Consider the following 25358-nt stretch of genomic DNA (forward strand, 5'->3'; position numbering starts at 1 on the left):
AACATGGAACGCATGAAGAACGCGTTCTGGTTCGTGCTCGGGATCGCCGGCGGGTTCGTCGCTGCCCACCTGGTGAACAAGGATCCGCGCGGGCACGAGGTCCTCGCCGAGGTCGACGCGCGTATCTCCGAGTTCACCGAGCGGATCGGCGATGCCTACCGCGCGCAGGAGGCGAAGATGGAGGGCCTGGTCGCCGATGCGAAGACGGCCGCCAGCGACGCCCTCGACTCCGCGAAGGACGCCGTCGCCGACGCGGCCCACGCCGTCGCCGACGCCGCAGAAGACGGCGCTGCCCGTCTCACCGACTGAGGCCCCACCCGCTCTGCCCGCACGGGCACGACGCACCCGCATGCTTTCCCGAGGACACACCCCTGATGAAGACCGCTGAGATCGCCCGGCGCTACCTCGACTACTTCGAGAAGAACGGCCACACCATCCTCCCGTCGGCCTCACTGGTCACCGACGATCCCGCACTGCTGTTCACGGTGGCCGGCATGGTGCCCTTCATTCCCTACCTGAGCGGCGACGTGCCCTCGCCGTACTCCCGTGTCGCCGACAACCAGAAGTGCATCCGTACCCTCGACATCGACGAGGTCGGCAAGACTCCTCGCCACGGAACGTTCTTCCAGATGCTCGGCAATTGGTCGTTCGGTGACTACTTCAAAGAGGGAGCGATCCGCTTCGCGTGGGAGCTGTTGACCACGTCCGAGGATGACGGTGGTCTGGGCTTCGATCCGGCCGACCTCTGGGTGACGGTGTACGAGGAGGACGACGAGGCCCGGGAGCTGTGGCTGAGGCTCACCGGCATCCCGGAAGAGCGGATCCAGCGTCTCGGAAAAGACTCGAACTATTGGAGCACGGGCCTTCCGGGACCGGCGGGACCGTGCTCGGAGATCTTCTTCGATCGCGGCCCGGAGTACGGCGTCGACGGCGGGCCGGCGACCGACGACGATCGGTACGTCGAGATCTGGAACCTCGTGTTCATGCAATACGAGATCACCGACGTCCGATCCAAGTACGACTTCACGATCGTCGGCGAGCTGCCCGCCAAGAACATCGACACCGGGATGGGTCTCGAGCGTGTCGCCTTCCTCAAGCAGGGCGTCGACAACATGTACGAGACCGACCAGGTGCGCCCCGTCCTCGACAAGGCCGTGGAGCTGTCGGGAAAGACGTACGGCGAGGTGCACGAGGACGACGTCCGCTTCCGGGTGGTCGCCGATCACGTGCGCTCGTCGCTCATGTTGCTGTCGGACGGCGTGACGCCCTCCAACGAAGGGCGCGGTTACATCCTCCGCCGGCTCATGCGCCGGGCGATTCGCGCGATGCGTCTGCTGGGCGTTGACGGCCCCACCTTCGCGGAGTTGTTCGCGGCCTCCCGCGACGCGATGAAGGAGGCGTACCCGGAGGTCGAAGCCGACTACGCCCGCCTGTCGCAGTACGCCCTCGCCGAGGAGGCGACGTTCCTGCGCACGCTCGCGGCGGGATCCGAACTCCTCGACGCGTCCGTCGAGGAGACTCGCCGCGCGGGCGGACGCAGCCTCAGCGGGAGCGAGGCGTTCCTCCTCCACGACACGTATGGATTCCCGATCGATCTCACGATGGAGATCGCCGAGGAGGCAGGGCTCTCGGTCGATCGCGCCGCCTTCGACTCCCTGATGCAGGAGCAGCGGGCGCGGGCCAAGGCCGACGCGCGATCGCGCAAGCGCCAGCTCGCCGACACGAGTGTGTACCGCGACTTCCGCGCGCACGGTGAGACCGTGTTCACCGGTTACAGCGACCTGGAGACACCGTCGTCGGTGCTGGGGCTGTTGGTGGACGGACAGCCGGTCACCCGCGCGACGCAGGGGCAGATCGCCGAAGTGATCCTCGCGGAGACGGCCCTCTACGCCGAGTCGGGCGGTCAGGTGGCCGACAAGGGCGTCATCGTGGGGCCCGGGTTCGAGCTCGATGTCATCGACGTCCAGAAGCCCGTGCCCGGTCTCATCAGTCACACCGTCGAAGTCGTCTCGGGAGAGGTGGGACTGGGGCAACCGGCCACCTCGGTCGTCGACGCGGTCAATCGCCGCGCCGCGCAGCAGGCGCATTCCGCGACCCACCTCGTGCACGCTGCGCTGCGCGACACGCTCGGAACGTCCGCGACACAGGCGGGCTCTCTCAACCGTGCCGGCTACATGCGATTCGACTTCTCCTGGAATCAGGCCCTGTCGGAGGCGACCAAGAGCGAGATCGAGGAGATCGCGAACAACGCCGTGCGCGACAACCTCGAGGTGACCACGCGCGTGCTGCCCCTCGACGAGGCGAAGGCCCTCGGCGCCATGGCCCTGTTCGGGGAGAAGTACGGCGAGACGGTCCGCATGGTCGACATCGGCGGGCCGTGGTCCCGCGAGCTCTGCGCCGGGACCCACGTGGGCCGCAGCGCCGAGGTAGGACTCATCAGCCTCGTCAGCGAGTCGTCCGTGGGTGCCTCCAACCGCCGGGTGGAGGCTCTCGTCGGACTCGACGCGTTCCGCGAACTCGCGGCGGAGCGTGCCATCGTCTCGCAACTGACGACGCATCTCAAGGCACCTCGGGATCAGCTTCCCGCACGCATCGCGGAGCTTCAGGCGAACCTCAAGGCGGCCGAGAAGCGCATCGCCCAGTTCGAGGCGAAGGCGCTGGGGGAGCGGGTCCCCGGGCTGGTCGAGCGTGCACAGCAGGTGGGACCGGTACGCGTCGTGGCGCACGCGATCGGAGCCGTCGGCGCCGCCGATGACCTGCGCACCCTGACCCTGCAGGTACGGGACCGGATGGGCACCGAGCCCGCGGTGGCCGCGCTGGCGGCACTGGTCGGCGACGACCGCCCCGTCGTCATCGTCGCGACCAACGACGCCGCGCGCAACGCCGGCGCGAAGGCGGGCCCTCTGGCCAAGACCGCCGCGGCCGTGCTGGGTGGCGGCGGAGGCGGACGCGACGACGTCGCCCAGGGCGGCGGACCCGACGCACACGCGCTCGCGGCCGCGCTCGAGGCGGTCGTCGCGGAGCTGAGGTCAGCGCTCGCGTGACCGGCTTCCGACGCGGGGTTCGCCTGGGCATCGATGTCGGAAAGGCGCGCGTCGGCGTGGCACGGTGCGACCCCGACGGCATGCTCGCGGTCCCGGTCGAAACGGTTCCCCGAGGCAGCTCCACGATCTCTCGGATCGTCGAACTCGCCACCGAATACGGGCCGTTGGAGATCCTGGTGGGGCTGCCGATCAGCCTGAGCAGGGGTGAGACCGCTTCCACCGCGGATGCGCGTGAAGTGGCCGGACAGATCGCGCAGGCGACGGGGGTGGCGGTGCGCCTGGTGGACGAGCGTCTCAGCACGGTGTCCGCGCATGCGGCGCTGCGCGATTCGGGTCGCACGCAGCGAAATTCTCGTAAGCTTGTCGATCAGGTCGCCGCGGTCGTCCTCCTCCAGCAGGCGATCGACGTCGAGAAGAGCACGGGCAACCCGGCCGGTGCTCTGCACAACCCCCCGGAGCCCGTCTGATGCCCGACACCCCGTCGTCCGACGATCAGTTCGCCGACCTGTTCGGCAAGCTGCCGGCTCCGCAGCGCGGAGTTCCCCCTCGTCCGGACGGCGAGACACCGTCGGCACGGCCCGCCCAGCAGCCGCTGAGCCGGCGAGCCGCGCGAGAAGCCGCACGTGGCGATGCCGAAGCCGCCGCAGCGGACAGCGCCCCGGCGGGTCTCGACGCCGCGGTGCCCGCCGCACCGGTTCCGGCCGCGGATCACGAGGCGACGCGTCCTCCCTCCGACGGTCCGGCCCAGAGCGGGGCGCGCGCCGCAACGCCCGAACCACACCGCGCGCCGGCCACGATCGACGCGCTGTTCGGCGCCGACGCGACCGCGGACGACCACGTGCACGACAAGCGTCACGCTCGCGACCGCCGCAAGGGACGCATCGCAGGATGGGTGATCCTGGGCATCGTCCTCCTTCTGGTCGGGGGCGTCGCTGCGGGCGGCTACTACGTCTGGACGACCTACGAGGACAAGATCCGCGCCTTCATGGGATGGGAAGAGCCCAAGGACTTCGAGGCCGGACAGGCCAACGGCGAAGCGGTCGTCACGATCGTCGAGGGCGACACCGGCTCCTCGATCTCCCAGACGCTGTACGAGGCCGGTGTCACCAAGACCAGCGGCGCGTTCTACGACTACCTGATCTCGAACGCCGTGGCGACGGAGTTCTACCCGGGCGCCTATCGGCTCCAGAAACAGATGACCTCCGCCGCCGCCCTCGAGGCGCTGGAGGACCCGGCCAACAAGATGGAGAACACCGCGCAGCTGCGCGAGGGGCTGACCGTCGAGCAATCGCTTCCGATCCTGGCCGACGGCACGGGCATCCCTCTGAAAGACCTGCAGAAGGCGGTCGCCAAGCCCGCCGACTACGGCGTCACGGCCGACAGTCTGGAGGGCTGGCTCTTCCCGGCGACCTACACGTTCGGCCCCGAGGCCACGGCCAAGGATGTCATCAAGACGCTCGTCGATCGCACCATCACTTCCCTCGACGGCGCCGAGGTGCCGAAGGACCGTCGCGAGGAGATCCTCACGATCGCCTCGATCATCCAGCGTGAAGCACGCTTCGAAGACGACTTCTTCAAGGTCTCGCGCGTGATCCAGAACCGTCTCGACGGCTCCAACCAAGAGACCCACGGGCTGCTCCAGATGGACTCGACCGCCCAGTACGGGTACGGCGAGATGCACGACGGGTCAGCCAGCACGAGCGCGGAGGCGCAGTACGACGACAACCCGTGGAACACCTACGTGCGCAAGGGGCTCCCGGTGGGACCGATCGCCAACCCGGGAGACCTCGCGATCGACGCCGCGATGCATCCCGCCGACGGCCCGTGGCTGTACTTCGTGACGGTCAACCTGGACACGGGGGAGACGGTCTTCACCGACACCTACCAGGAGCACCAGAAGTACGTGAAGCAGTGGCAGTCGTGGTGTGCCGAGAACCCCGACTCCGGCTGCTGACGGATGTCCGGCCACGTCCTGGAGGTGTGGGGAGACCCCATCGCCCACAGTCTCTCTCCGTCTGTGCACACCGCCGCGTACGCCCACTTGGGCTGGGACTGGACGTACGGTCGCCGGCGCGTCGGTGAGGACCGGTTCGCCGCCGAACTGGCGGGGCTCGACGAGCGTTACCGGGGCCTGTCGTGCACCATGCCGCTCAAGTCGGTCGCGTTCGCGGCGGCCGAGTCCCGCGATGACCGCTCCGAGCTGACCGGAGCCGTCAACACCCTGCTTCTCACAGAGGGTCGTCGACGCGGATACAACACCGACGTCGGAGGCATCGTCCGGGCTCTCTCCGAGCACGGGATCACCGGCGTGGAGCGGGCTCGCATCCTCGGGGCCGGGGCGACGGCCACCTCGGCCTTGGTCGCCCTCGCCGAGATGGGTGCACGGGAGGTGGAGATCCTCGCACGACGTCCGGCGGCCGCCGAATCGCTCGTCGCCCGGGGGGAGCGGCTCGGCGTCGCGGTGCAGGCGCGTGCACTGGAGGTAAGCACTCCGGATCTGCGAGAGCTGACGATCTCCACGATCCCGGCCGACGCGGCCATTCCCGCCGCCACGGCCGTCGCCCTCGCGGACGCCGGAGGAGCGCTGTTCGACGTGGGATACGGCCACGGATCCACCGCCCTCACGACCGCGTGGCACGAGACCGGCGCCCTGGCGGTCTCGGGGGAGGCGCTGCTGCTGCATCAGGCGCTCCTGCAGATCCGGATCTTCGCGACCGCCGATGTCTCCGAGCCGCTGCCCGACGAAGGCGCCGTGCTGGCCGTCATGCGCCGCGCGCTCGTGGGAGGATAGTCGAATGCTTCGCGTGATCACGGCCGGCGAATCGCACGGCCCCGAACTCGTCGCCGTCATGGAGGGGCTCCCGGCCGGAGTGCCGATCTCGCGGGCGGCGATCCAGGAGGACCTCGCCCGCCGCAAGCTCGGCTATGGTCGTGGATCCCGGATGAAGTTCGAAGAGGACGAGCTGACCATCTCGGCCGGCGTCCGCCACGGCTTCTCCCTGGGAAGCCCCATCGCCCTGCGGGTGGGAAACACCGAGTGGCCCAAGTGGGTCGAGGTGATGAGCCCCGAGCCGGCAGAGCTGACCGATCGCTCGCGAGGTCGCGGCGCCGCACTCACGCGTCCTCGTCCGGGGCACGCCGATCTGGTGGGAATGCAGAAGTACGGCTTCGACGAGGCCCGCCCCGTGCTCGAACGCGCCAGCGCGCGAGAGACGGCGGCACGGGTCGCGCTCGGCGCCGTCGCCCGCGCCTTCCTCTCCGAGCTCGGCATTCGGCTCGTCAGTCACACCCTGTCGATCGGACCGGTACGTGTTCCCGAGGGGGCAGCGCTCCCGACACCCGACGACGTGGGCGCCCTCGATGCCGACCCGTTGCGCTGTTTCGACGCCGCCACCAGCACCGCGATGGTCGCCGAGATCGACTCCGCGCGCAAAGACGGTGACACCCTGGGCGGGATCGTCGAGGTGCTCGCCTACGGGCTCCCCCCGGGGCTCGGCTCACATGTGCACTGGGACCGTCGCCTCGACGCCAAGCTGGCACAGGCTCTCATGAGCATCCAGGCCATCAAGGGAGTCGAGGTCGGCGATGGCTTCGAGACCACGCGTCGCCGCGGCTCGGCGGCCCACGACGAGCTCTTCTCCGCCGGAGACGGGATCACGCGTGCGGGTGACCGCGCCGGGGGCACCGAGGGCGGGATGTCGACCGGCACCGTCTTGCGCGTCCGCGCCGGGATGAAGCCCATCGCGACCGTGCCCCGGGCGCTGCGCACGGTCGATGTGGCCACCGGCGAGGCCGCCACTGCGCACCACCAGCGATCCGACGTCTGCGCCGTTCCCGCGGCGGGGGTCGTGGCGGAAGCGATGGTCGCACTCACCCTCGTCGACGTGGTCCTGGAGAAGTTCGGCGGCGACAGCGTGGCCGAGACACGACGGAACCTCCAAAGCTACGTCGACGCCATCCCGGAATCTTTGGCGACCGCGTCCGCGAGCGACGAATCGCTGGGATGACCGAGAGCGCGATCGTCCTCATCGGCCCGATGGGGGCGGGAAAGACCAGCGTCGGCAAACGTCTGGCGAAAGAGCTCGCCGTCTCCTTCTACGACAGTGACGCCGCGGTCGTCCGCGAGCACGGCCCGATCGACCGGCTGTTCGCGGACCACGGCGAAGCGCATTTCCGCACGCTCGAACGCGAGGCCGTGCGAGGCGGACTCGCGCGGGGCGGGGTCGTGTCGCTCGGCGGGGGAGCCGTCCTCGACCCGGAGACGCAGCGGGACCTGTCCGCACACCGAGTGGTGCTCCTCACCGTCCGGCCCGAGACGGTCCCCTCGCGCATCCGGCGGACCCGGCGTCCGCTGCTGCAGGACGAGGATCCACTCGCCCGGTGGAACGCGCTCTACGAACAACGACGAGAAATCTATGAACGCCTGGCGAACGCGACGTTCGACACGTCGGTCGGCCCGCTGCAGGACGTGGTGACGGCCATCGCGTCCTGGGTGAGAGGAGAAACCGCGTGAGTGCAACCACCGTCATCCCCGTCGGCGGCGAGCAGCCGTACGAGGTCACGATCGGTCGAGGCGTGCGCGACGTCGTCAGCGCGGCGCTGCCCCCCGAGGCGCGCAAGGTGCTGATCGTCCACCCCCCGACCCTCGCTGCTCACGCGGAGGACCTCCGGGCGCGGCTGTCCGACGAGCGCCAGGTGCTTCTGGCCGAGATCCCCGATGCCGAGCAGGGCAAACGGGTGGAAGTGGCCGCCTTCTGCTGGCAGGTGATGGGGCAGGCCGACTTCACGCGCACGGATGCTGTCATCGGCTTCGGCGGCGGCGCGGTGACCGACCTCGCCGGGTTCGTCGCAGCCACCTGGCTGCGCGGCGTGGCGGTCGTGCAGGTTCCCACGACGGTCCTGGGGATGGTCGACGCTGCCGTCGGCGGCAAGACCGGGATCAACACGGCCGAGGGAAAGAACCTCGTCGGCGTCTTCTGGCCGCCCCGGGCGGTGGTCTGCGATCTGGACCTGCTGGACACGCTGTCGGAGAACGAGCGTGTGGCGGGGTTCGCCGAGGTCGTCAAAGCGGGTCTCATCTGGTACCCGGAGATCCTCGACCTGATCGAGGCCGACCCGGCCGCGGCCGTCGACCCCCGCAGCGATGCGTTCCGCCGGTGCATCGAGCTGGCGATCGACATGAAGGCGCGCGTCGTCGGCGAGGACCTGCGCGAGGCGGGCCTTCGGGAGGTCTTGAACTACGGGCACACCCTCGGGCACGCCATCGAGCACGCCGAGCGGTACCGCTGGCGACACGGGGCGGCGATCTCGGTGGGGATGATGTTCGCGGCGGAGCTGTCCCGACTCGCCGGCCGTCTCAGCGACGCCGGCGCCCAACGCCACCGCGACATCCTCGAGACGCTCGGCCTGCCGACGTCCTACCGCGGGGGAGCGTGGAACCAGCTGCTGGCGACCATGCAGCGCGACAAGAAGACGCGCGGTTCGCTTCTGCGCTTCATCGTGCTCGACGACATCGCCAAGCCGACGGTCCTCCAGGCTCCCGACGAGTCGCTGCTGTTCGCGGCCTACCAGGAGGTGGCCGAATGACCTCGGAGGTCACCGTCCGGCGGATTCGCGCCGACGAGTGGGCGGCCGTCCGCGCACTCCGCCTCGAGGCGGTCGGTGATCCGGCCGCCCCCTTGGCCTTCCTGCACACGTTCGAGGAGGAGTCCGCGCACGACGACGACTTCTGGCGGGATCGCGCCGCCCACGCCGCCGAAGACGATGACGCGGCACAGTTCATCGCCGAGAGCGACGGGCGATGGGTGGGCTCGGCGACCCTCCTGCTGCGCGAACCACGCACGGTCGACCACCACGGCCGTGCGGTGATCACGCGACGAGCCGACGTCGTCGGGGTCTACCTCGCTCCCGACCATCGCGGATCCGGCATCCTGGGCCGCCTCGTCGACGCGGCCGGCGCGTGGGCGCGTGCTCGCGGCGCGACGAGCCTCACCCTCGACGTGCATCGCGACAACGAGAGGGCTCGACGCGCGTACCTCCGCCTGGGTTTCGTGCCGACGGGTGTGACGTTCACCAGCAGCATCGGCCCCGAGATCGAGATGCGTCGTGACGCGGCTCCCGCGCCGCTGAGGCGCGAGGGCTAGGGTGCTGCCTGTGCAGACACCCGTCCGACTGCTCCTCGTGAACGGTCCGAACCTCAACCTCCTCGGCGTCAGGGAGCCCGACATCTACGGTCGCGAGAGCCTCGCCGACGTCGAAGACCTGGTGCGCCAGACCGCCGGCGAGCGGGGTGCGGAGGTGCGGACCCTCCAGAGCAACCACGAAGGCGTCCTGATCGACGCGATCCACGCCGCGCGCCTGGACTGTGCCGGCATCGTGATCAACCCGGGAGGCCTCACGCACACCTCCGTCGTCCTGCGCGACGCGCTCTCGGGCGTGGCTCTCCCCGTCGCCGAGGTGCACATCTCCGACCTCTCCGCGAGGGAGCCCTTCCGGCATCACTCCTTCGTCCGCGACGTGGCGGCCGTCCACGTCGTCGGTGAAGGTGTCGCCGGGTACGCCCGCGCGACCCGCGCTCTCCTCGACGTGATCGAGGGCAGCACCGACAGTGCGGGGCGAGCGATCCCGTAGAATCGACTGTCGGCCTGCGACCGGAGCCTCGGCGAGCGGCCCCGAAACCCACACGAACGGAAACCTCCACTCTCATGGCATCCACCGCAGACATCAAGAACGGCGTCGTCCTCAACATCGATGGACAGCTCTGGAGCGTCGTGGAGTTCCAGCACGTCAAGCCCGGCAAGGGCGGCGCGTTCGTTCGCACCAAGCTCAAGAACGTGATGACCGGAAAGGTCGTCGACAAGACGTTCAACGCCGGCGCCAAGGTCGAGCTCGAGAACGTCGACCGTCGCGACTTCACCTACCTCTACAACGACGGCGAGGGCTTCGTGTTCATGGACGTGGCCGACTACGACCAGATCACGGTGGGTGCGGCAACGGTCGGCGACGCCGCGAACTTCCTCCTGGAGAACCAGCAGGTCCAGATCGCTCTGAACAACGGGAACCCGCTCTACATCGAGCTTCCCGCCTCGGTCGTGCTCGAGATCACCTACACCGAGCCGGGCCTGCAGGGCGACCGCTCGTCGGCCGGCACCAAGGCGGCCACCGTCGAGACCGGATACGAGATCCAGGTGCCCCTGTTCCTGGAGACCGGCACGAAGGTCAAGGTCGACACCCGCACGGGCGACTACCTCGGCCGCGTCAACTGATCGACCGACGCCGACTCCATGAGCGCCCGCAGTAAGGCGCGCAAACGCGCCCTCGACATCCTGTACCAGAGCGACGTCCGCGGCGACGATCTGGCCGCCACCCTCGCCGCCGAAGCCCGGCGCGCCGCCAGTGAGCCGGCCCGAGAGGCGTCGTGGCTGTACGCGCGGGAGATCGTCGACGGCATCATCGACAACCGCGAGGAGATCGACGAGCAGATCGTCAGCCACGCGCGCGACTGGAAGCTCGAGCGGATGCCGACGGTCGATCGCGCGGTGCTGCGGATCGGTGTCTGGGAGATCCTGTTCAACGAAGCCGTTCCCACCGCGGTGGCGATCGACGAGGCGGTGGAGCTCGCCAAGGAACTGTCGACCGACGATTCCGGCGCGTTCGTCCACGGCGTGCTCGCCCGCATCGCCCGAGCCAGCTGACCGCGCCGCAGCGTCGGAGGCCGGGGCGAGGATCGATGACATGACCTCCGCACGGCCCCGCTCTTGGCGCGCCGTGCTGGCGCCCGCCGTCACCGAACCGATCGAGGTCGCCCTCGGTGTCCAGCTTCGGAAGCGAGAGGGCGACGAGGCCCACTGGGGTCCCCGCCGCGTGCGGCCGGCGACGGCGCGGAGCGTGGAGACGTCCTCGGGTGAGCTCCGCCTCGCCGTGCGTCCGCTCGTGCGCAGCGCGGCAAGCGGCGCGTGGGTGCAGGGAGCCGAGACCTGGGAGTCCCTGCGACGTGGTGCGTGGCGCGTGGACACAACGCGACGTCGATGGTTCGCCGCGCTCCACGGCATCGCTCACGACGTGCGCGTGTTCGGCGGCTATGGCGACTCCGAATGGCTCACCCTCGACGGCGTCGACTCCGATCTGCTCTGGCCGCATCTCACCTCCGCCGATGCCCTCGGCATCCCGATCATTCCCACTCGCGGCGACCAGGACGTCTCGTTCGCCGCGACGGCGACGGTGGACCTCCGCGTCGACGCCGAGGGAACGGGGCTGCGGCTTGCGGCACAGACCACGATCGACGGGGAGGAACCGGGATCCACCTCGGTGATCCGCCCGATCGGTCACGTGGGTGTCTACAGCGTTACTCGCCACGGGGACGGCCTCCGTCTGCGACTGGCACCGGTCGCGCTCGGCGAGGCCGCTCACGCGCTGCTGAGCGCCGGCGGGGCCGTTCTCGTTCCTGACGGCGAGCGCGAGGAGTTCCTCCGGGAGGCCTATCCGCGGATCGCGCGAGAAGGGGTGGTGATCGCGGGCCCGCGCGTGGAGCTCCCTCCGCAGCGGCCTGCGGTTCTCCTGATCCGCGTAGACCTGCAGCCCCGCGACGTCGTCTCGTGGGAGATGACGTGGCAGGACGACGTCGCAGGGAGCATCGCACTCGGGGCCGGCGACGAGAGCGACCCGTCATGGCACAGACGCCGACAAGAGGTGGAGGCTGCCTGGAACGCGTCGCTCGATGCGCCCTTCCAGCCCTCCGGGCGCGCGTCGGGCATCGCAGCGGCGGAGTTGGTCGCGGTGCTGCTGCCGGCTCTGGCAGAGCTCGACGGCGTCCGGGTGGAGACCTCCGGAATCCGCCGCGATTACCGGGAGCTGCGCGGGGATCCGCGGGTGACGATCACGACCGTCCCGTCGCGCGAGGCCGACTGGTTCGAGCTGGGCGTGCTCGTGGAGATCGACGGGCGCCGTATCCCTTTCGCTCCGCTGTTCACCGCGCTCGCCCAGCGGCGGAAGCGGATCCTCCTCTCGGACGGGGCCTACTTCTCGCTGGCCCATCCCTCCTTGGATCGCCTCCGCGACCTCATCGACGACTCCCGCGATCTCATCGAGTGGGAGGCGGGTCCGCGAGTGAGCCGCTACCACGCCCCGTTCTGGGAGGACTTCGAGGACGTGGCCGACGTCGCCGCTCCGGCGGTCGCCTGGCGGGAAGCCACCGAGGCGCTCCGCGCCGCCACACCCGTCGACGCCGCCCTTCCGACCGGCCTCGCGAGCGACCTGCGGCCGTATCAGCGCGACGGTTTCCGATGGCTCGCCGCCCTGTGGGACGCCGGCCTCGGCGGCGTGCTCGCCGACGACATGGGCCTCGGCAAGACGCTCCAGACACTGGCGCTGGTCCTTCACGCGCGCACCTCCGGCGCCGCACGCCCTGCACTGGTCGTCGCCCCGACCTCGGTGCTGTCGACCTGGCGCGACGAGGCCGCGCGACATGCGCCGGGTCTCACCGTGCACGTCGCGACGGCCACCGGTATCCGACCTCCCGACCTCGACGTCGACGTCGTCGTGACCTCCTATGCGCTCCTCCGCCTGGATGAGGCCGCCTACACGGCGTCGGACTGGTCGGTCGTGGTCTTCGACGAGGCACAGGCGCTGAAGAACCCTCGCACACGGGTGCACCGCGTGGCCCAGGGGCTCCGAGCCCGCGCACGGTTCGCGCTGACCGGCACCCCGCTGGAGAACAGCCTCGTGGATCTGTGGGCGATCCTGTCGCTGACCTCACCCGGTCTCTTCGCCTCTGCCCGGCGGTTCCGGGACGAGTACGTGCAGCCCATCGAGCGCGGCGGCACGGGGGAGGACACCGACGAGGGCGCCTCGCGTCGCCGACGGCTCGACCGGCTCCGGCGACGACTTCGGCCTTTCCTCCTCCGCCGGACCAAGGACGTCGTGGCCGCCGACCTCCCCCCGCGCCAGGAACAGGACGTGCGCATCGAGCTCACCAGCGGACACCGCGCCGTGTACGACCGGGTGCTGCAGCGCGAACGGCGGAAGGTGCTGGGGCTCCTCGACGACCTCGACAGTCATCGCTTCATCGTGTTCCGTTCGCTCACCCTTCTCCGGATGCTCGCCCTCGCCCCGTCCCTCGTCGACGCGGGCGGCCCGGGCGTCGTCTCCAGCAAGCTCGACGCCCTCCGAGAGCGACTCGTCGAGGTGGCCGCGGAGGGGCACCGTGCGCTGGTGTTCAGTCAATTCACCTCCTATCTCGACATCGTCGAACGGGATCTCGGCGCGCACGGGCTCGACCTCGTGCGGCTCGACGGTGCGACGACGCGTCGTGAGGACGTCATCCGCACTTTCCGAGACGGATCCGCGCCGGTCTTCCTCATCAGCCTGACCGCGGGTGGCGTGGGTCTGACGTTGACCGAGGCGGATTACGTCTTCCTCCTCGACCCGTGGTGGAACCCGGCCGCCGAGCAGCAGGCGATCGGACGCGCTCACCGCATCGGGCAGCCTCGGCCCGTGACGGTCTACCGGCTCATCGCCTCGGGGACGATCGAAGAGAAGGTGCTCGAGCTGCAGCAGCGCAAGGCTCGTCTCTTCCACTCCGTCATGGACGCCGACGGCGCGTTCTCGACGGCCCTCGGCGCCGACGACATCCGTCGGCTCCTCGAGTGAGGCGGTGCATGCACGGCCCGTCGCCCAGGGTGCGGCGAACCTGCTCGCGTAGACTCGTCGGGCTCGACAGGAGGTAGCCATCATGCGGATCACGGGCTTGGGCCACGCGGGAATGTTCATCGAGACGGCGGGGGGCAGCATCCTCTGCGATCCGGTGATCGGCCCGAGCTTCTTCGGGTCCTGGTTCCCGTTCCCCGACAATCGGGCGCTGGACTGGGAGCGGTTCGGCGCGGCGGACTTCCTGTACATCTCGCATCGCCACCGCGACCACTTCGACCCTGCGCTCCTGAACCGCTACGTCCGCAAGGACATCCGCGTGCTGCTGCCGGAGTATCCGACCGACGACCTCGAGCAGGACATCCGGGCCCTGGGGTACGAGAACATCGTCTACACGCAGGCCGGTGTGCCCCTCGAGTTCGGTGACCTGCACGTGATGGTCACGCCACTGCGCGCCCCGAGCGACGGACCGATCGGCGATTCGTCGCTCAGTGTGTTCGACGGCACCGCGAGCGTGCTCAACCAGAACGACTCGCATCCGCTCGACCTCGAGAAACTGCTGTCGTTCACCAAGCCCGACGCCTACTTCACCCAGGTGTCCGGCGCGATCTGGTGGCCCATGGTCTATGACCTTCCCCAGGATTCGAAGCAGACGTTCGCACAGCTCAAGCGCGACGCGCAGAACAAGCGGGCGATGTACTACATCGAGAAGGTCGACGCGGAGCACGTGTTCCCGATGGCGGGCCCCCCGATGTTCCTGCGCGAGGAGCTGTTCCGCTACAACGGCTGGGGTCTGGAGGACGACTCGATCTTCACGGATCAGCGCCAGTTCCTCACGCACATGCGTGAGCTTCGCCCCGAGCAGAAGGGGTACGAGTTCGTTCCGGGCACCCAGGTCGATCTGAACCACGGCGAGATCTCGGTCACCCAGACCCTCTACACCGAGGCGGAGATCGATCGCATCTTCGACGACAAGTGGGCCTACCTCGCCGATCAGCGCGACTCCCGCCAGGACGAGATCCGCCGGGAAGAGGGCTCGCGCGCCGCGGTCCTTCCCCCCGAGGAGATGCTGCAGGCCATCAAGGAGTGGTGGGAACCGCTTCTGCGCCGCGCGCGGACCATCCGCAACGGCGTCGGCGGCAACGTCCGTTTCCGCATCGGCGAGCTGGACATGGTCGTCGACTTCCCCAAGGCCAAGGTGCGGGAGTACGCGGGGGAGGAGTGCATCTACTGGTACACCATCCCCGCCGACCTCGTCTCGACGAACATCGCCGACCACGAGATCGACTGGTCGAACTCCATCTTCCTCTCGATGCAGTTCGAGGTCGGACGCAGCGGCAAGTTCAACGAGTTCCTCACGACGTTCCTGAAGTGCCTGTCTCGGGACCGGATCGAGTACGTCGAGAACTGGTACGCCGAGCAGTCCGATCAGACCGAGGACACCGAGCTCGGGGAGTGGACGGTGCAGCGGCGGTGCCCGCACCTGCGTGCCGACCTCACCAAGACCGGGAAGATCGAGGACGGCGTGCTCACGTGCTCGCTGCACGACTGGAAGTGGGACCTCGCCACCGGACGCTGCCTGACCTCCCAAGGTCATCCGATCCGCGCCGCAAGGACGTCGGAGACTCAGGTGGCGTAGGCGGCGTCGACCTCGCACGCGGGCCGGATCCGATAGGCTGGCGGGCGAACCACAGCAACCTTTAACACCGTCCCGTGAGGCGGAGAAGGGAGCGGCGGATGAGTACCCAGGAGCCTGTGCGCACCGGGGCATCACGAACCGTCCTGCACGGCGCCGACATCGCCCGTGCACTGACTCGGATCTCGCACGAGATCCTCGAGTCCAACAAGGGCCCGGAGGGGCTCGTCATCCTCGGCATCCCGACCCGCGGAGTCACCCTCGCTGATCGCATCGGCGCCCTCATCGGCGACGTCTCCGGCCACGCGGTGCCCGTGGGCTCCCTCGACGTCACGATGTACCGCGACGACCTGCACCGCAACCCCACCCGGACACCGCAGCGCACCCGTATCCCCGCCGGCGGCGTCGACGGCCGTACGGTCGTCCTGGTCGACGACGTCCTGTTCTCGGGCCGATCCATCCGGGCGGCCCTCGACGCTCTCAACGACATTGGGCGACCGGCGGCGGTGCGGCTGGCGATCCTCGTCGACCGCGGGCACCGGGAGCTCCCGATCCGCCCCGACTTCGTCGGCAAGAACCTGCCGAGTTCACGGGACGAACGTGTCAACGTCCACCTCGCCGACACCGACGGTGTCGAGGAGGTGACGATCGAGTCATGAGGCACCTGCTCGACACCGCCTCGCTCGGTCGCGAGGAGGCGCTTCGCATCCTGGACGTGGCCGAGGACATGCGCGACACACAGTCGCGCGAGGTGCGCAAGCTCCCGACCCTTCGGGGAAAGACGGTCGTGAACCTCTTCTTCGAAGACTCCACGCGCACCCGGATCTCCTTCGAGGCCGCCGCCAAGCGACTCTCGGCGGACGTCATCAACTTCTCGGCGAAGGGGTCATCGGTCTCGAAGGGCGAGTCGCTGCAAGACACGGCTCAGACCCTCCAGGCGATGGGCGCGGACGCCGTCGTCATCCGCCACGGCGCGTCGGGCGCACCGCACACGCTCGCCACGAGCGGCTGGATCACCGCGGGAGTCATCAACGCGGGGGACGGCACCCACGAGCACCCCACCCAGGCGCTGCTCGACGCATTCACGATCCGCAAGCGCACCTTCGGCGAGGACAGTCGCGGTCGCGACCTCGCGGGGCTGCACGTCGCCATCGTCGGAGACATCCTGCACTCCCGGGTGGCGCGGTCCAACGTCTGGCTGCTCACTCTTCTCGGAGCCCGGGTCACGTTGGTGGCTCCGCCGACGCTCGTGCCACAGGATGTCTCGGCGTGGCCGGCTCGCGTGGTCTACGACCTCGACGAGGCGATCGCCACCGCTCCGGATGCCGTCATGATGCTCCGGATCCAGCTGGAACGCATGAACGCCGCGTATTTCCCGACTGAACGGGAGTATTCCCGGCGCTGGGGTCTGGACGCGGAGCGCCTGGCCGCCCTGCCGGACGGTAGCATTGTCATGCACCCGGGCCCGATGAACCGTGGCCTGGAGATCTCCGCCGACGCCGCCGATTCACCCCGGTCAACGGTGCTCGAGCAGGTCGCCAACGGAGTGTCCGTGAGGATGGCGGCGCTCTATCTCCTCCTGGCCGGGGAACGCACCGACACCAATGCAGAGGAAGACGCCCGATGACCTCGACACTGATCCGCGGTGCCCGCACGGTGGAGGGCGCCGTCACCGACATCGTGTTCTCCGGGGGAGTGATCGAGGAGGTCGGCTCCGGATTGAGCCGCGCCGGCGCGACGGTCGTCGACGCCGACGGGCTCCTCGCCCTGCCCGGCCTCGTCGACCTCCATACCCACCTACGCGAACCCGGATTCGAGGCGTCCGAGACGATCCTCACCGGCTCCCGCGCCGCCGCCGCCGGCGGCTACACGACCGTGTTCGCGATGCCCAACACGTCGCCCGTCGCCGACACCGCGGGGGTCGTGGAGCAGGAGCTGGCCCTGGGCGAGGCCGCCGGGTACGTCCACGTGCAGCCGATCGGCGCCGTCACCGTCGGACAGAAGGGTGAGCGTCTGGCGGAGCTGGGAGCGATGGCCGATTCCCGCGCCCGGGTTCGGGTGTTCAGCGACGACGGCTCCTGCGTCTTCGATCCCCTCATCATGCGACGCGCACTCGAGTACGTGAAGGCGTTCGACGGGGTCGTCGCCCAGCACGCGCAAGACCCCCGGCTCACCGAGGGCGCGCAGATGAACGAGGGAACGGTGTCCGCCGAGCTGGGGCTGGCCGGCTGGCCGGCCGTCGCCGAGGAATCGATCATCGCGCGCGACGTGCTGCTGGCCGAGCACGTGGGATCGCGGCTGCACGTCTGCCACCTGTCCACGGCCGGCTCGGTCGACATCATCCGGTGGGCGAAGAAGCGCGGGATCGCGGTGACCGCGGAGGTGACTCCGCACCACCTGCTCCTGACCGAGGAGACGGTGCGTGGCTATGACCCGCGCTACAAGGTGAATCCTCCGCTGCGACGGGAAGAGGACGTCCTCGCGGTGCGCGAAGGTCTCGCCGACGGCACGATCGACATCGTCGCCACCGATCACGCTCCGCACCCCGATGAGAGCAAGTCCTGCGAGTGGCAAGCGGCCGCGCACGGGATGGTGGGCCTGGAGTCCGCGCTGCGCGTCGTCCATCGGGCGATGGTGGAGACGGGGCTGCTGGAGTGGGCCGACGTCGCCCGCGTGATGTCGTTCGCACCGGCACGGATCGGGCGTGTGGCTTCGGCCGGAACCCCGCTGGAGGCCGGGGCCCCCGCGTCGCTGACTCTCTACGACCCAGCCGCATCGTCGTCCTTCGGCCGCGCCGACCTGCACGGCCGGAGCCACAACTCGCCGTACCTCGGGAGTGAGCTCCCGGGCGCCGTGCAGTGGACGTTCTACCGGGGACGCACGACGCTCGCGTCGGGCGTGGTGACCGACGATCCGGCGGGCATCGCATGACCCGCGAGCTCGCCCTCCTCGTGATCGTCGCCGTCACGTTCGTGCTCCTCGGGCTCGGCGTGTGGGCATGGCGCCGCCGTGCGCGCCGAGACAGCGGCATCGTGCCGCCCCATGGTGACGTGCCCGCCGGCGCGGAGGTGATCTCCACGGCTCACGGGTTCTATGTGGCAGCCACGCGCCACGACCAGCCGCTGGAGCGTCTGGCGATCCGCGGCCTCGCCTTCCGCTCGCGCGCCGACGTGACCGTCACCGACCAGGGCGTGGCGGTGGACCTTCCGGGGTCGGAGCGCCTGTTCCTCCCTGCCGCGCAGATCGCCGGGGCCGATGTGGCCACCGTCGCGATCGACCGCGTGGTGGAGAGAGGCGGCCTCGCCCGGATCACCTGGTGCCCCCTCGGCGCGGGCGACACCGACGCGCTCGTCGACCTGTACTTCCGCCCGCAGGACAGCACGGCGCGCGCGCTGGCCGACGCGATCGCCACACTCCTTCCGACCCCAGCCTCGACTACCCCGACGGGATCCGACGAATGACCACCCCGACTTTCGCACAGACGCTCGACCCCGCCGTCCTCGTCCTCGAAGACGGCACTCGCCACCCCGGACGCGCGTACGGCGCGCGCGGGACGACGATCGGCGAGGTCGTCTTCGCTACCGGCATGACCGGCTACCAGGAGACCCTCACCGATCCCTCCTACGCCGGACAGATCGTGCTCCAGACGGCGCCGCACATCGGCAACACCGGCATGAACGACGAGGACCCCGAGTCGCGACGCATCTGGGTCGCCGGCTACATCGTGCGCGATCCCTCGCGCGTGGTGTCCAACTGGCGCGCCGATTCGTCCCTCGACGAGGCGCTCGCTCAGGACGGCGTCGTCGGCATCAGCGGGATCGACACGCGAGCCATCACCCGCCGACTCCGTTCGGTGGGAAGCATGCGCGGGGCGATCTTCTCCGGCGAGGCGTCCCGGCTCGCCGAGGATGAGCAGCTGCGGATCGTGCGCGAGGCACCCCAGATGGCGGGGCAGAACCTCTCCGCCGCCGTCTCCGTGGCCGCCGCCGAGGTCACTCCCGCGCACGAGGGGCCCGAGCGGATCGGCGCCCTCGCGGTGCTCGACCTCGGCGTGAAGCAGGCGACGGTCGACAACCTCGCCGCCCGAGGCTTCGACGTTCACGTGCTGCCGCAGGACGTGACGATCGACGACATCCGCGCCATCGACCCCGTCGCCGTGTTCTACTCCAACGGTCCGGGCGACCCGGCCGCGTCCGACGATCACGTGAGCCTGCTGCGCGCGGTGCTCGATGACCGCCTGCCCTTCTTCGGCATCTGCTTCGGCAATCAGCTCCTGGGGCGCGCGCTCGGGTTCGGCACTTACAAGCTGCCGTTCGGCCACCGCGGCATCAACCAACCGGTGCTGGACAAGCAGACCGGGCGCGTGGAGATCACGGCGCACAACCACGGCTTCGCCGTCGACGCACCCATCGACCGCACCGTTGACAGCCCCCACGGATACGGCCGCGTCGAGGTGAGCCACGTGGGGCTCAACGACAACGTCGTGGAAGGCCTGCGAGCCCTCGACATCCCCGCCTTCTCCGTGCAGTACCACCCCGAGGCCGCTGCCGGCCCCCACGACGCCAACTACCTTTTCGACCGGTTCGCCGACCTGGTGCGCACCACTTTGGAGACCACGAAGAATGCCTAAGCGCGCAGACATCACGAGCGTCCTCGTCATCGGCTCCGGTCCGATCGTCATCGGCCAGGCGTGCGAGTTCGACTACTCCGGCACCCAGGCCTGTCGCGTGCTGCGCGAAGAAGGCGTGCGAGTGATCCTCGTCAACTCCAACCCGGCGACGATCATGACCGACCCCGACTTCGCCGACGCCACCTACATCGAGCCGATCACTCCGGCAGTGATCGAGACGATCATCGCCAAGGAGAAGCCCGACGCGATCCTGCCGACCCTCGGGGGACAGACCGCCCTCAACGCGGCCATGGCGCTTCACGAGCAGGGCATTCTCGACAAGTACGGCGTCGAGCTCATCGGCGCCAAGGTCGACGCGATCCAGAAGGGCGAGGACCGCCAGATCTTCAAGCAGCTGGTGCTCGATGCCGGGGCCGACGTGGCCGCGTCGCGCATCGCCCACACGATGGACGAGGTTCTCGCCGCCGCCGACGAACTGGGCTACCCGCTCGTCGTCCGCCCGTCCTTCACGATGGGGGGCCTGGGATCGGGGTTCGCCTACGACGAATCCGACCTCCGGCGCATCGCCGGGGCGGGCCTCCGGGACTCTCCGACCACCGAGGTCCTGCTGGAGGAGTCGATCCTCGGCTGGAAGGAGTACGAGCTGGAGCTCATGCGCGACTCCGCCGACAACACCGTGGTCGTCTGCTCGATCGAGAACGTCGATCCGGTCGGTGTGCACACGGGCGACTCGATCACCGTCGCTCCCGCCCTCACCCTCACCGACCGCGAGTACCAGAAGCTCCGCGACATCGGCATCGACATCATCCGCGCCGTGGGCGTGGACACCGGGGGCTGCAACATCCAGTTCGCCGTCGACCCCGAGACCGGGCGGATCATCGTCATCGAGATGAACCCGCGCGTGTCACGCTCCTCGGCACTGGCCTCCAAGGCCACCGGCTTCCCGATCGCGAAGATCGCCGCGAAGCTCGCCATCGGCTACCGCCTCGATGAGATCCCCAACGACATCACCAAGGTCACTCCGGCAAGCTTCGAGCCCACGCTCGACTACATCGTCGTGAAGGTGCCGCGGTTCAACTTCGAGAAGTTCCCGAACGCGGACACCACCCTCACGACCACGATGAAGTCGGTGGGGGAGGCCATGGCGATCGGCCGCAACTACGCCACCGCACTGCAGAAGGCGCTGCGCTCTCTGGAGAAGCGCGGCTCCAGCTTCCACTGGGGTGAGGAGCCGCGGTCCGTCGATGAGCTGCTGGAGATCGCCAAGACGCCGACCGACGGCCGCATCGTCGTGCTGCAGCAGGCGCTGCGGAAGGGCGCCACCCCCGAGCAGGCGTTCGAGGCCACCAAGATCGACCCGTGGTTCATCGACCAGATCGTGCTGATCAACGAGGTCGCCGCGTACGTCCGCGAGGCCGCCGAGCTGGACGCCGCCACGCTCCGTGTCGCCAAGGATCACGGCTTCAGCGACGCGCAGATCGCTCAGCTGCGCGGTGACGACGAGCGGGAGATCCGCGGAATCCGTCACGCGTGGGGCCTGCGCCCCGTGTACAAGACGGTCGACACGTGTGCGGGGGAGTTCCCGGCCCTCACGCCGTACCACTACTCGTCGTACGACGTCGAGACCGAGGTCACCCCGAGCGATCGGCAGAAGGTCGTCATCATCGGCTCGGGCCCCAACCGCATCGGTCAGGGCGTCGAGTTCGACTACTCGTGCGTCCACGCCTCGTTCGCCCTCGCCGACGCCGGGTTCGAGACCGTCATGGTCAACTGCAACCCCGAGACGGTCTCCACCGACTACGACACGAGCGATCGTCTCTACTTCGAGCCGCTGACCCTGGAGGACGTCCTGGAGGTGCTCCACGCGGAGGCGGCCTCGGGGGAGATCCTCGGGGTCATCTGCCAGCTCGGCGGCCAGACGCCGCTGGGCCTGGCCAAGGGGATCGCGGAAGCGGGCTACCGCATCCTCGGGACCCAGCCTGAGGCGATCGACCTCGCCGAGGAGCGCGAGCAGTTCTCGCGTCTGCTGGACCGCGCGGGACTCGTCGCCCCGCGCAACGGCACGGCCATCGACGAGGCCGGCGCCGTTCGGATCGCGGAGGAGATCGGTTACCCCGTCCTCGTCCGGCCGAGCTTCGTCCTCGGGGGCCGAGGCATGGAGATCGTCTACGACACGCCGAGCCTCCACGACTACTTCGCGCGCATCGCGGACCAGGCCATCATCGGCGAGGGCGCGCCCCTGCTCGTGGACCGCTTCCTCGACGACGCGGTGGAGATCGACGTCGATGCCCTGTTCGACGGCGAGGAGCTCTACATCGGCGGCGTGATGGAGCACCTGGAGGAGGCCGGCATCCACTCCGGCGACTCCAGCTGCACGCTCCCGCCGATCTCCCTCGGACGTACCGAGATCGACCGCGTCCGCACCGCGACCCTCGCGATCGCGGAAGGTGTCGGCGTGCGAGGGCTCCTCAACGTGCAGTTCGCCGTCTCGGCGGGAGTCCTCTACGTCATCGAAGCCAACCCCCGGGCCTCACGGACCGTGCCGTTCGTCTCCAAGGCGCTGGGGATCCCCCTGGCGAAGGCGGCCAGCCGCATCATGGCCGGGGCCCGCATCGCCGAGCTGAAGGAAGAGGGTCTTCTCCCGGTCGAGGACGGTTCACGCGTGCCGCTGGACGCTCCCGTCGCGGTGAAGGAGGCGGTCCTGCCCTTCAAGCGGTTCCGGACCGCCGACGGGCACACCGTCGACTCGGTGCTCGGCCCCGAGATGCGCTCCACAGGGGAGGTCATGGGGATCGACCGCGATTTCCCGACGGCCTTCGCCAAGAGCCAGGCGGCCGCCTACGGCGGCATGCCCACTTCCGGCACGGTGTTCCTCTCGGTGGCCGACGACGACAAGCGTGCGGTCATCCTGCCCGCTCACCGTCTGCAGGAACTCGGCTTCCGATTGACCGCCACCGAGGGCACGGCGGAGATCCTCGCCCGCAACGGCATCCGCGTCGAGGTCGTCGCGAAGTACTCGGCGGCCCAGGAGTCCGGCGAACGCAACGTCGTCGACCTCATCAACGCCGGCGAGATCGACATCGTCGTCAACACCCCGTCGGGCGGAATCGCCCGGGCTGACGGCTATGAGATCCGCGCGGCCGCGGTCGCCGCCGACAAGGCCCTCTTCACGACGATGGCCGTCCTCGGGGCCGCCGTCAGCGCATTGCCCGTCCTCCGGGAGGGATTTGCCGTGCGAAGCCTGCAGGAGTTCGCGGAGGACCGGAAGACGACGGCATGACGGGATTCGGCGACACGCTCCAGCGGGCGATCGACACGCGAGGGCGACTGTGCGTGGGCATCGACCCGCACGAGGAGCTCCTGCGGTCATGGGGGCTCTCCGCGGATGCGTGCGGAGTGCGTGCCTTCGGCCTCCGGGTCGTCGAAGCCGCCGCAGGTCGTGTGGGGATCGTCAAGCCGCAGGTCGCGTTCTTCGAGCGCTACGGGTCGGCAGGGATCGCCGCCCTGGAAGAGGTGATGGGACGGGCTCGCTCCGCAGGACTCCTCGTCGTCGCGGATGCCAAGCGCGGGGACATCGGCACCACGATGGCCGCCTACGCCGCCGCCTGGCTCACCCCCGGCGCCCCGCTGGAGGCCGATGCCCTCACCGTGAGCCCTTACCTCGGCGTCGGCGCTCTCACCTCGACGTTCGAGCGGGCGCACGAAACCGGCAAGGGGGTGTTCGTGCTGGCGGCGACGAGCAACCCGGAGGGCGCCTCCCTCCAGCGAGCGATCGCCCCCGGGACCGGCGGACGCTCCGTCGCGGCGCAGGTCGCCGCGGAGGTGGACGCGGTCAACGGCTCCTTCGGCGGTCGACTCGGAACGGTCGGGCTCGTCATCGGCGCGACCGTCGCCGCCGAGGAGTACGGCCTCAGTGTCCCGGATGAGGCACCGCGATCGGTCGCCAGCCCCATCCTCGCCCCGGGCTTCGGTGCGCAGGGGGCGCGCCTGTCCGACATCGCGACCCTCTTCGGTCGCCGTTCGCCCCACGTTCTGGCCAGCGTCAGCCGCAGCGTCCTGCGCACCGGCCCGACGGGGATCGAACAGGCCATCGACGACCACGTCCGCGAGCTCGAAGGAGCACTCGATGTCTGACGCCCGCCGCCCCCCGGAGGTCGACCGCGCGGCCGCCTCCCGCCGCGCCGTCGCGGCCCGACGAGAGCGGGCCGCCCTCAAGCGCGATGTCACCACGCGGGTCATCAGTCCGCAGGAGCTGTTGCGTCGCGCCCTCGCCGAGCCGTCGTCGGCGGCGGGAGCCATGCGCGTCACCGAGTTCCTCACCGCCATTCCCGCCGTCGGTGAGAGCAAGCGGGACCGCATCCTCGCAGATCTCGGGATCTCTCCGGTCAAACGTCTGGGCGGCCTCGGCAGCCGTCAGCGCGACGCCCTCCGCGCGTTCCTCGATTCGCGGTGGCCCGAGCCGCAGCCGCGTTCCGGCCGCAGCAGGCTGCTCGTGTTGGCCGGGCCGACCGCCGTGGGGAAGGGGACGGTCGCGGCGCACATCAAGGACCATCATCCGGACATCCTCCTCTCCGTGTCGGCGACCACCCGTTCCCCGCGCCCCGGCGAGGTGAACGGCGAGCACTACTACTTCGTCGACGACGCGGAGTTCGACCGCCTGATCCGCGATGGCGAGCTCCTGGAGCATGCGACGGTGCACAACAAGTACCGCTACGGAACGCCGAAGGCCCCGATCGCCGCGGCGCTGGAGCAAGGACGCACGGTGCTCCTCGAGATCGATCTCCAGGGCGCCCGGCAGGTTCGAGCGGCTGCTCCCGACGCCAACCTCGTCTTCCTCCTGCCGCCCAGTTGGGACGAACTCGTCGACCGGCTGATCGGACGCGGCACCGAGGACGCCGAGGAACGCGCCCGGCGCCTGCGGACGGCGCGGGTCGAGCTGGCCTCGCAGGGAGAGTTCGACCACCACGTCGTCAACGATGACGTGGCGCGTGCCGCCGAAGAGGTGGCCGCCCTCGCGCGTTGAGGCCCGTCCATCTGTAGAATGGTCCGATGCCGCCGTTTCGTCGTCGACGAGCGTGCGCCCTCGAACTTCCGCCGCCATCCGATTCAGGAGGTCCCTCATGGCCACTCGCGACAAGGGCATCATCGATCCGCCGATCGACGCGCTGCTCGACAAGGTCGACTCCAAGTACCAGCTGGTGATCTACGCGTCCAAGCGCGCTCGCCAGATCAACGACTACTACTCCGACCTGCACGAGGGGAACCTCTTCGACAACGTGGGCCCTCTCGTCGACTCGACAGTCGAGGACAAGCCGCTCACGATCGCGCTGCACGAGATCCACGAGGACAAGCTCCGCCTGCGGTCGCTGGACTGACCATGACGCCGTGTGGCGTCGCCGTGCCC

At 69.5% G+C, this 25358-nt stretch carries 23 protein-coding genes; all 23 read left to right on the forward strand.

The genetic code is table 11. The annotated features are described in order from the left end of the window. The first annotated feature begins 12 nt into the window (after positions 1-12). Positions 13-309 carry an ATPase gene (locus QM591_RS14195; RefSeq protein WP_415133175.1) on the forward strand — a complete coding sequence of 99 codons (297 nt, stop codon included), beginning with the start codon at positions 13-15 and terminating at the stop codon, positions 307-309. 65 nt (positions 310-374) lie between these two features. Beyond that, complete coding sequence (gene alaS / locus QM591_RS14200) at positions 375-3044, forward strand: alanine--tRNA ligase (protein ID WP_415133177.1); 2670 nt, start codon at positions 375-377, stop codon at positions 3042-3044. Beyond that, positions 3041-3511, forward strand: coding sequence for a Holliday junction resolvase RuvX (ruvX, locus tag QM591_RS14205; RefSeq protein WP_415133179.1), 471 nt, complete (start codon positions 3041-3043; stop codon positions 3509-3511). Before alaS ends, ruvX begins: the two co-directional genes overlap by 4 nt. Then, positions 3511-4998, forward strand: a complete 1488-nt coding sequence (mltG, locus tag QM591_RS14210) for an endolytic transglycosylase MltG (RefSeq protein WP_415133181.1) — start codon at positions 3511-3513, stop codon at positions 4996-4998. The genes ruvX and mltG overlap by 1 nt, the downstream gene beginning before the upstream one ends. A 3-nt stretch (positions 4999-5001) precedes the next feature. Continuing rightward, a complete protein-coding gene (locus tag QM591_RS14215; RefSeq protein ID WP_415133183.1) occupies positions 5002-5835 on the forward strand; it encodes a shikimate dehydrogenase in 834 nt (277 codons plus the stop codon). Between the two features lie 4 nt (positions 5836-5839). Continuing rightward, positions 5840-7051: a chorismate synthase gene (gene aroC / locus QM591_RS14220; protein WP_415133185.1), complete on the forward strand. Its 1212-nt coding sequence runs from the start codon at positions 5840-5842 to the stop codon at positions 7049-7051. After that, positions 7048-7557 carry a shikimate kinase gene (locus tag QM591_RS14225; protein ID WP_415133187.1) on the forward strand — a complete coding sequence of 170 codons (510 nt, stop codon included), beginning with the start codon at positions 7048-7050 and terminating at the stop codon, positions 7555-7557. Before aroC ends, QM591_RS14225 begins: the two co-directional genes overlap by 4 nt. Beyond that, the gene (gene aroB / locus QM591_RS14230; RefSeq protein ID WP_415133189.1) at positions 7554-8630 is read left to right on the forward strand and encodes a 3-dehydroquinate synthase; all 1077 of its coding nucleotides are present in this window, start codon (positions 7554-7556) and stop codon (positions 8628-8630) included. Before QM591_RS14225 ends, aroB begins: the two co-directional genes overlap by 4 nt. Continuing rightward, a complete protein-coding gene (locus QM591_RS14235; RefSeq protein ID WP_415133191.1) occupies positions 8627-9187 on the forward strand; it encodes a GNAT family N-acetyltransferase in 561 nt (186 codons plus the stop codon). Before aroB ends, QM591_RS14235 begins: the two co-directional genes overlap by 4 nt. A gap of 10 nt (positions 9188-9197) precedes the next feature. Beyond that, the gene (locus tag QM591_RS14240; protein ID WP_415133193.1) at positions 9198-9674 is read left to right on the forward strand and encodes a type II 3-dehydroquinate dehydratase; all 477 of its coding nucleotides are present in this window, start codon (positions 9198-9200) and stop codon (positions 9672-9674) included. Between the two features lie 74 nt (positions 9675-9748). Further along, complete coding sequence (gene efp / locus QM591_RS14245) at positions 9749-10309, forward strand: elongation factor P (RefSeq protein WP_067159965.1); 561 nt, start codon at positions 9749-9751, stop codon at positions 10307-10309. Positions 10310-10327: 18 nt separating this feature from the next. Continuing rightward, positions 10328-10738, forward strand: a complete 411-nt coding sequence (nusB, locus tag QM591_RS14250; protein WP_415133195.1) for a transcription antitermination factor NusB — start codon at positions 10328-10330, stop codon at positions 10736-10738. 40 nt (positions 10739-10778) lie between these two features. Further along, on the forward strand, positions 10779-13691 hold the full coding sequence (locus tag QM591_RS14255; RefSeq protein ID WP_415133198.1) for a DEAD/DEAH box helicase: 2913 nt from the start codon (positions 10779-10781) through the stop codon (positions 13689-13691). A gap of 82 nt (positions 13692-13773) precedes the next feature. After that, positions 13774-15327, forward strand: coding sequence for a Rieske 2Fe-2S domain-containing protein (locus tag QM591_RS14260; RefSeq protein ID WP_415133200.1), 1554 nt, complete (start codon positions 13774-13776; stop codon positions 15325-15327). Between the two features lie 98 nt (positions 15328-15425). Beyond that, a complete protein-coding gene (pyrR, locus tag QM591_RS14265; RefSeq protein WP_415133202.1) occupies positions 15426-15983 on the forward strand; it encodes a bifunctional pyr operon transcriptional regulator/uracil phosphoribosyltransferase PyrR in 558 nt (185 codons plus the stop codon). Beyond that, positions 15980-16951 (forward strand): aspartate carbamoyltransferase catalytic subunit, encoded by a 972-nt coding sequence (locus QM591_RS14270; RefSeq protein WP_415133204.1) that lies wholly within the window; start codon positions 15980-15982, stop codon positions 16949-16951. Before pyrR ends, QM591_RS14270 begins: the two co-directional genes overlap by 4 nt. After that, positions 16948-18255 (forward strand): dihydroorotase, encoded by a 1308-nt coding sequence (locus tag QM591_RS14275; protein WP_415133206.1) that lies wholly within the window; start codon positions 16948-16950, stop codon positions 18253-18255. Before QM591_RS14270 ends, QM591_RS14275 begins: the two co-directional genes overlap by 4 nt. Further along, a complete protein-coding gene (locus QM591_RS14280) occupies positions 18252-18785 on the forward strand; it encodes a hypothetical protein (protein WP_415133208.1) in 534 nt (177 codons plus the stop codon). Before QM591_RS14275 ends, QM591_RS14280 begins: the two co-directional genes overlap by 4 nt. After that, on the forward strand, positions 18782-19954 hold the full coding sequence (gene carA / locus QM591_RS14285; protein WP_415133210.1) for a glutamine-hydrolyzing carbamoyl-phosphate synthase small subunit: 1173 nt from the start codon (positions 18782-18784) through the stop codon (positions 19952-19954). The genes QM591_RS14280 and carA overlap by 4 nt, the downstream gene beginning before the upstream one ends. Beyond that, on the forward strand, positions 19947-23234 hold the full coding sequence (carB, locus tag QM591_RS14290; protein WP_415133212.1) for a carbamoyl-phosphate synthase large subunit: 3288 nt from the start codon (positions 19947-19949) through the stop codon (positions 23232-23234). The genes carA and carB overlap by 8 nt, the downstream gene beginning before the upstream one ends. Further along, positions 23231-24088 (forward strand): orotidine-5'-phosphate decarboxylase, encoded by an 858-nt coding sequence (gene pyrF, locus QM591_RS14295; RefSeq protein ID WP_415133214.1) that lies wholly within the window; start codon positions 23231-23233, stop codon positions 24086-24088. Before carB ends, pyrF begins: the two co-directional genes overlap by 4 nt. Next, positions 24081-24977: a guanylate kinase gene (gene gmk / locus QM591_RS14300; protein WP_415133216.1), complete on the forward strand. Its 897-nt coding sequence runs from the start codon at positions 24081-24083 to the stop codon at positions 24975-24977. The genes pyrF and gmk overlap by 8 nt, the downstream gene beginning before the upstream one ends. A gap of 97 nt (positions 24978-25074) precedes the next feature. Next, positions 25075-25329 carry a DNA-directed RNA polymerase subunit omega gene (rpoZ, locus tag QM591_RS14305; protein ID WP_067159920.1) on the forward strand — a complete coding sequence of 85 codons (255 nt, stop codon included), beginning with the start codon at positions 25075-25077 and terminating at the stop codon, positions 25327-25329. Positions 25330-25358: the final 29 nt, after the last annotated feature.

This window comes from Microbacterium sp. (genome assembly GCF_047607225.1).
In the GTDB taxonomy this organism is placed as follows: Bacteria; Actinomycetota; Actinomycetes; order Actinomycetales; family Microbacteriaceae; genus Microbacterium.

Bases quoted from the DNA above. Each gene is read 5' to 3' on its own strand.
- QM591_RS14195 (WP_415133175.1), top strand. From the start codon at position 13: ATGAAGAACGCGTTCTGGTTCGTGCTCGGGATCGCCGGCGGGTTCGTC.
- alaS (WP_415133177.1), top strand. From the start codon at position 375: ATGAAGACCGCTGAGATCGCCCGGCGCTACCTCGACTACTTCGAGAAG.
- mltG (WP_415133181.1), top strand. From the start codon at position 3,511: ATGCCCGACACCCCGTCGTCCGACGATCAGTTCGCCGACCTGTTCGGC.
- QM591_RS14215 (WP_415133183.1), top strand. From the start codon at position 5,002: ATGTCCGGCCACGTCCTGGAGGTGTGGGGAGACCCCATCGCCCACAGT.
- aroC (WP_415133185.1), top strand. From the start codon at position 5,840: ATGCTTCGCGTGATCACGGCCGGCGAATCGCACGGCCCCGAACTCGTC.
- QM591_RS14225 (WP_415133187.1), top strand. From the start codon at position 7,048: ATGACCGAGAGCGCGATCGTCCTCATCGGCCCGATGGGGGCGGGAAAG.
- QM591_RS14235 (WP_415133191.1), top strand. From the start codon at position 8,627: ATGACCTCGGAGGTCACCGTCCGGCGGATTCGCGCCGACGAGTGGGCG.
- efp (WP_067159965.1), top strand. From the start codon at position 9,749: ATGGCATCCACCGCAGACATCAAGAACGGCGTCGTCCTCAACATCGAT.
- nusB (WP_415133195.1), top strand. From the start codon at position 10,328: ATGAGCGCCCGCAGTAAGGCGCGCAAACGCGCCCTCGACATCCTGTAC.
- QM591_RS14255 (WP_415133198.1), top strand. From the start codon at position 10,779: ATGACCTCCGCACGGCCCCGCTCTTGGCGCGCCGTGCTGGCGCCCGCC.
- QM591_RS14260 (WP_415133200.1), top strand. From the start codon at position 13,774: ATGCGGATCACGGGCTTGGGCCACGCGGGAATGTTCATCGAGACGGCG.
- pyrR (WP_415133202.1), top strand. From the start codon at position 15,426: ATGAGTACCCAGGAGCCTGTGCGCACCGGGGCATCACGAACCGTCCTG.
- QM591_RS14270 (WP_415133204.1), top strand. From the start codon at position 15,980: ATGAGGCACCTGCTCGACACCGCCTCGCTCGGTCGCGAGGAGGCGCTT.
- QM591_RS14275 (WP_415133206.1), top strand. From the start codon at position 16,948: ATGACCTCGACACTGATCCGCGGTGCCCGCACGGTGGAGGGCGCCGTC.
- QM591_RS14280 (WP_415133208.1), top strand. From the start codon at position 18,252: ATGACCCGCGAGCTCGCCCTCCTCGTGATCGTCGCCGTCACGTTCGTG.
- carA (WP_415133210.1), top strand. From the start codon at position 18,782: ATGACCACCCCGACTTTCGCACAGACGCTCGACCCCGCCGTCCTCGTC.
- carB (WP_415133212.1), top strand. From the start codon at position 19,947: ATGCCTAAGCGCGCAGACATCACGAGCGTCCTCGTCATCGGCTCCGGT.
- pyrF (WP_415133214.1), top strand. From the start codon at position 23,231: ATGACGGGATTCGGCGACACGCTCCAGCGGGCGATCGACACGCGAGGG.
- gmk (WP_415133216.1), top strand. From the start codon at position 24,081: ATGTCTGACGCCCGCCGCCCCCCGGAGGTCGACCGCGCGGCCGCCTCC.
- rpoZ (WP_067159920.1), top strand. From the start codon at position 25,075: ATGGCCACTCGCGACAAGGGCATCATCGATCCGCCGATCGACGCGCTG.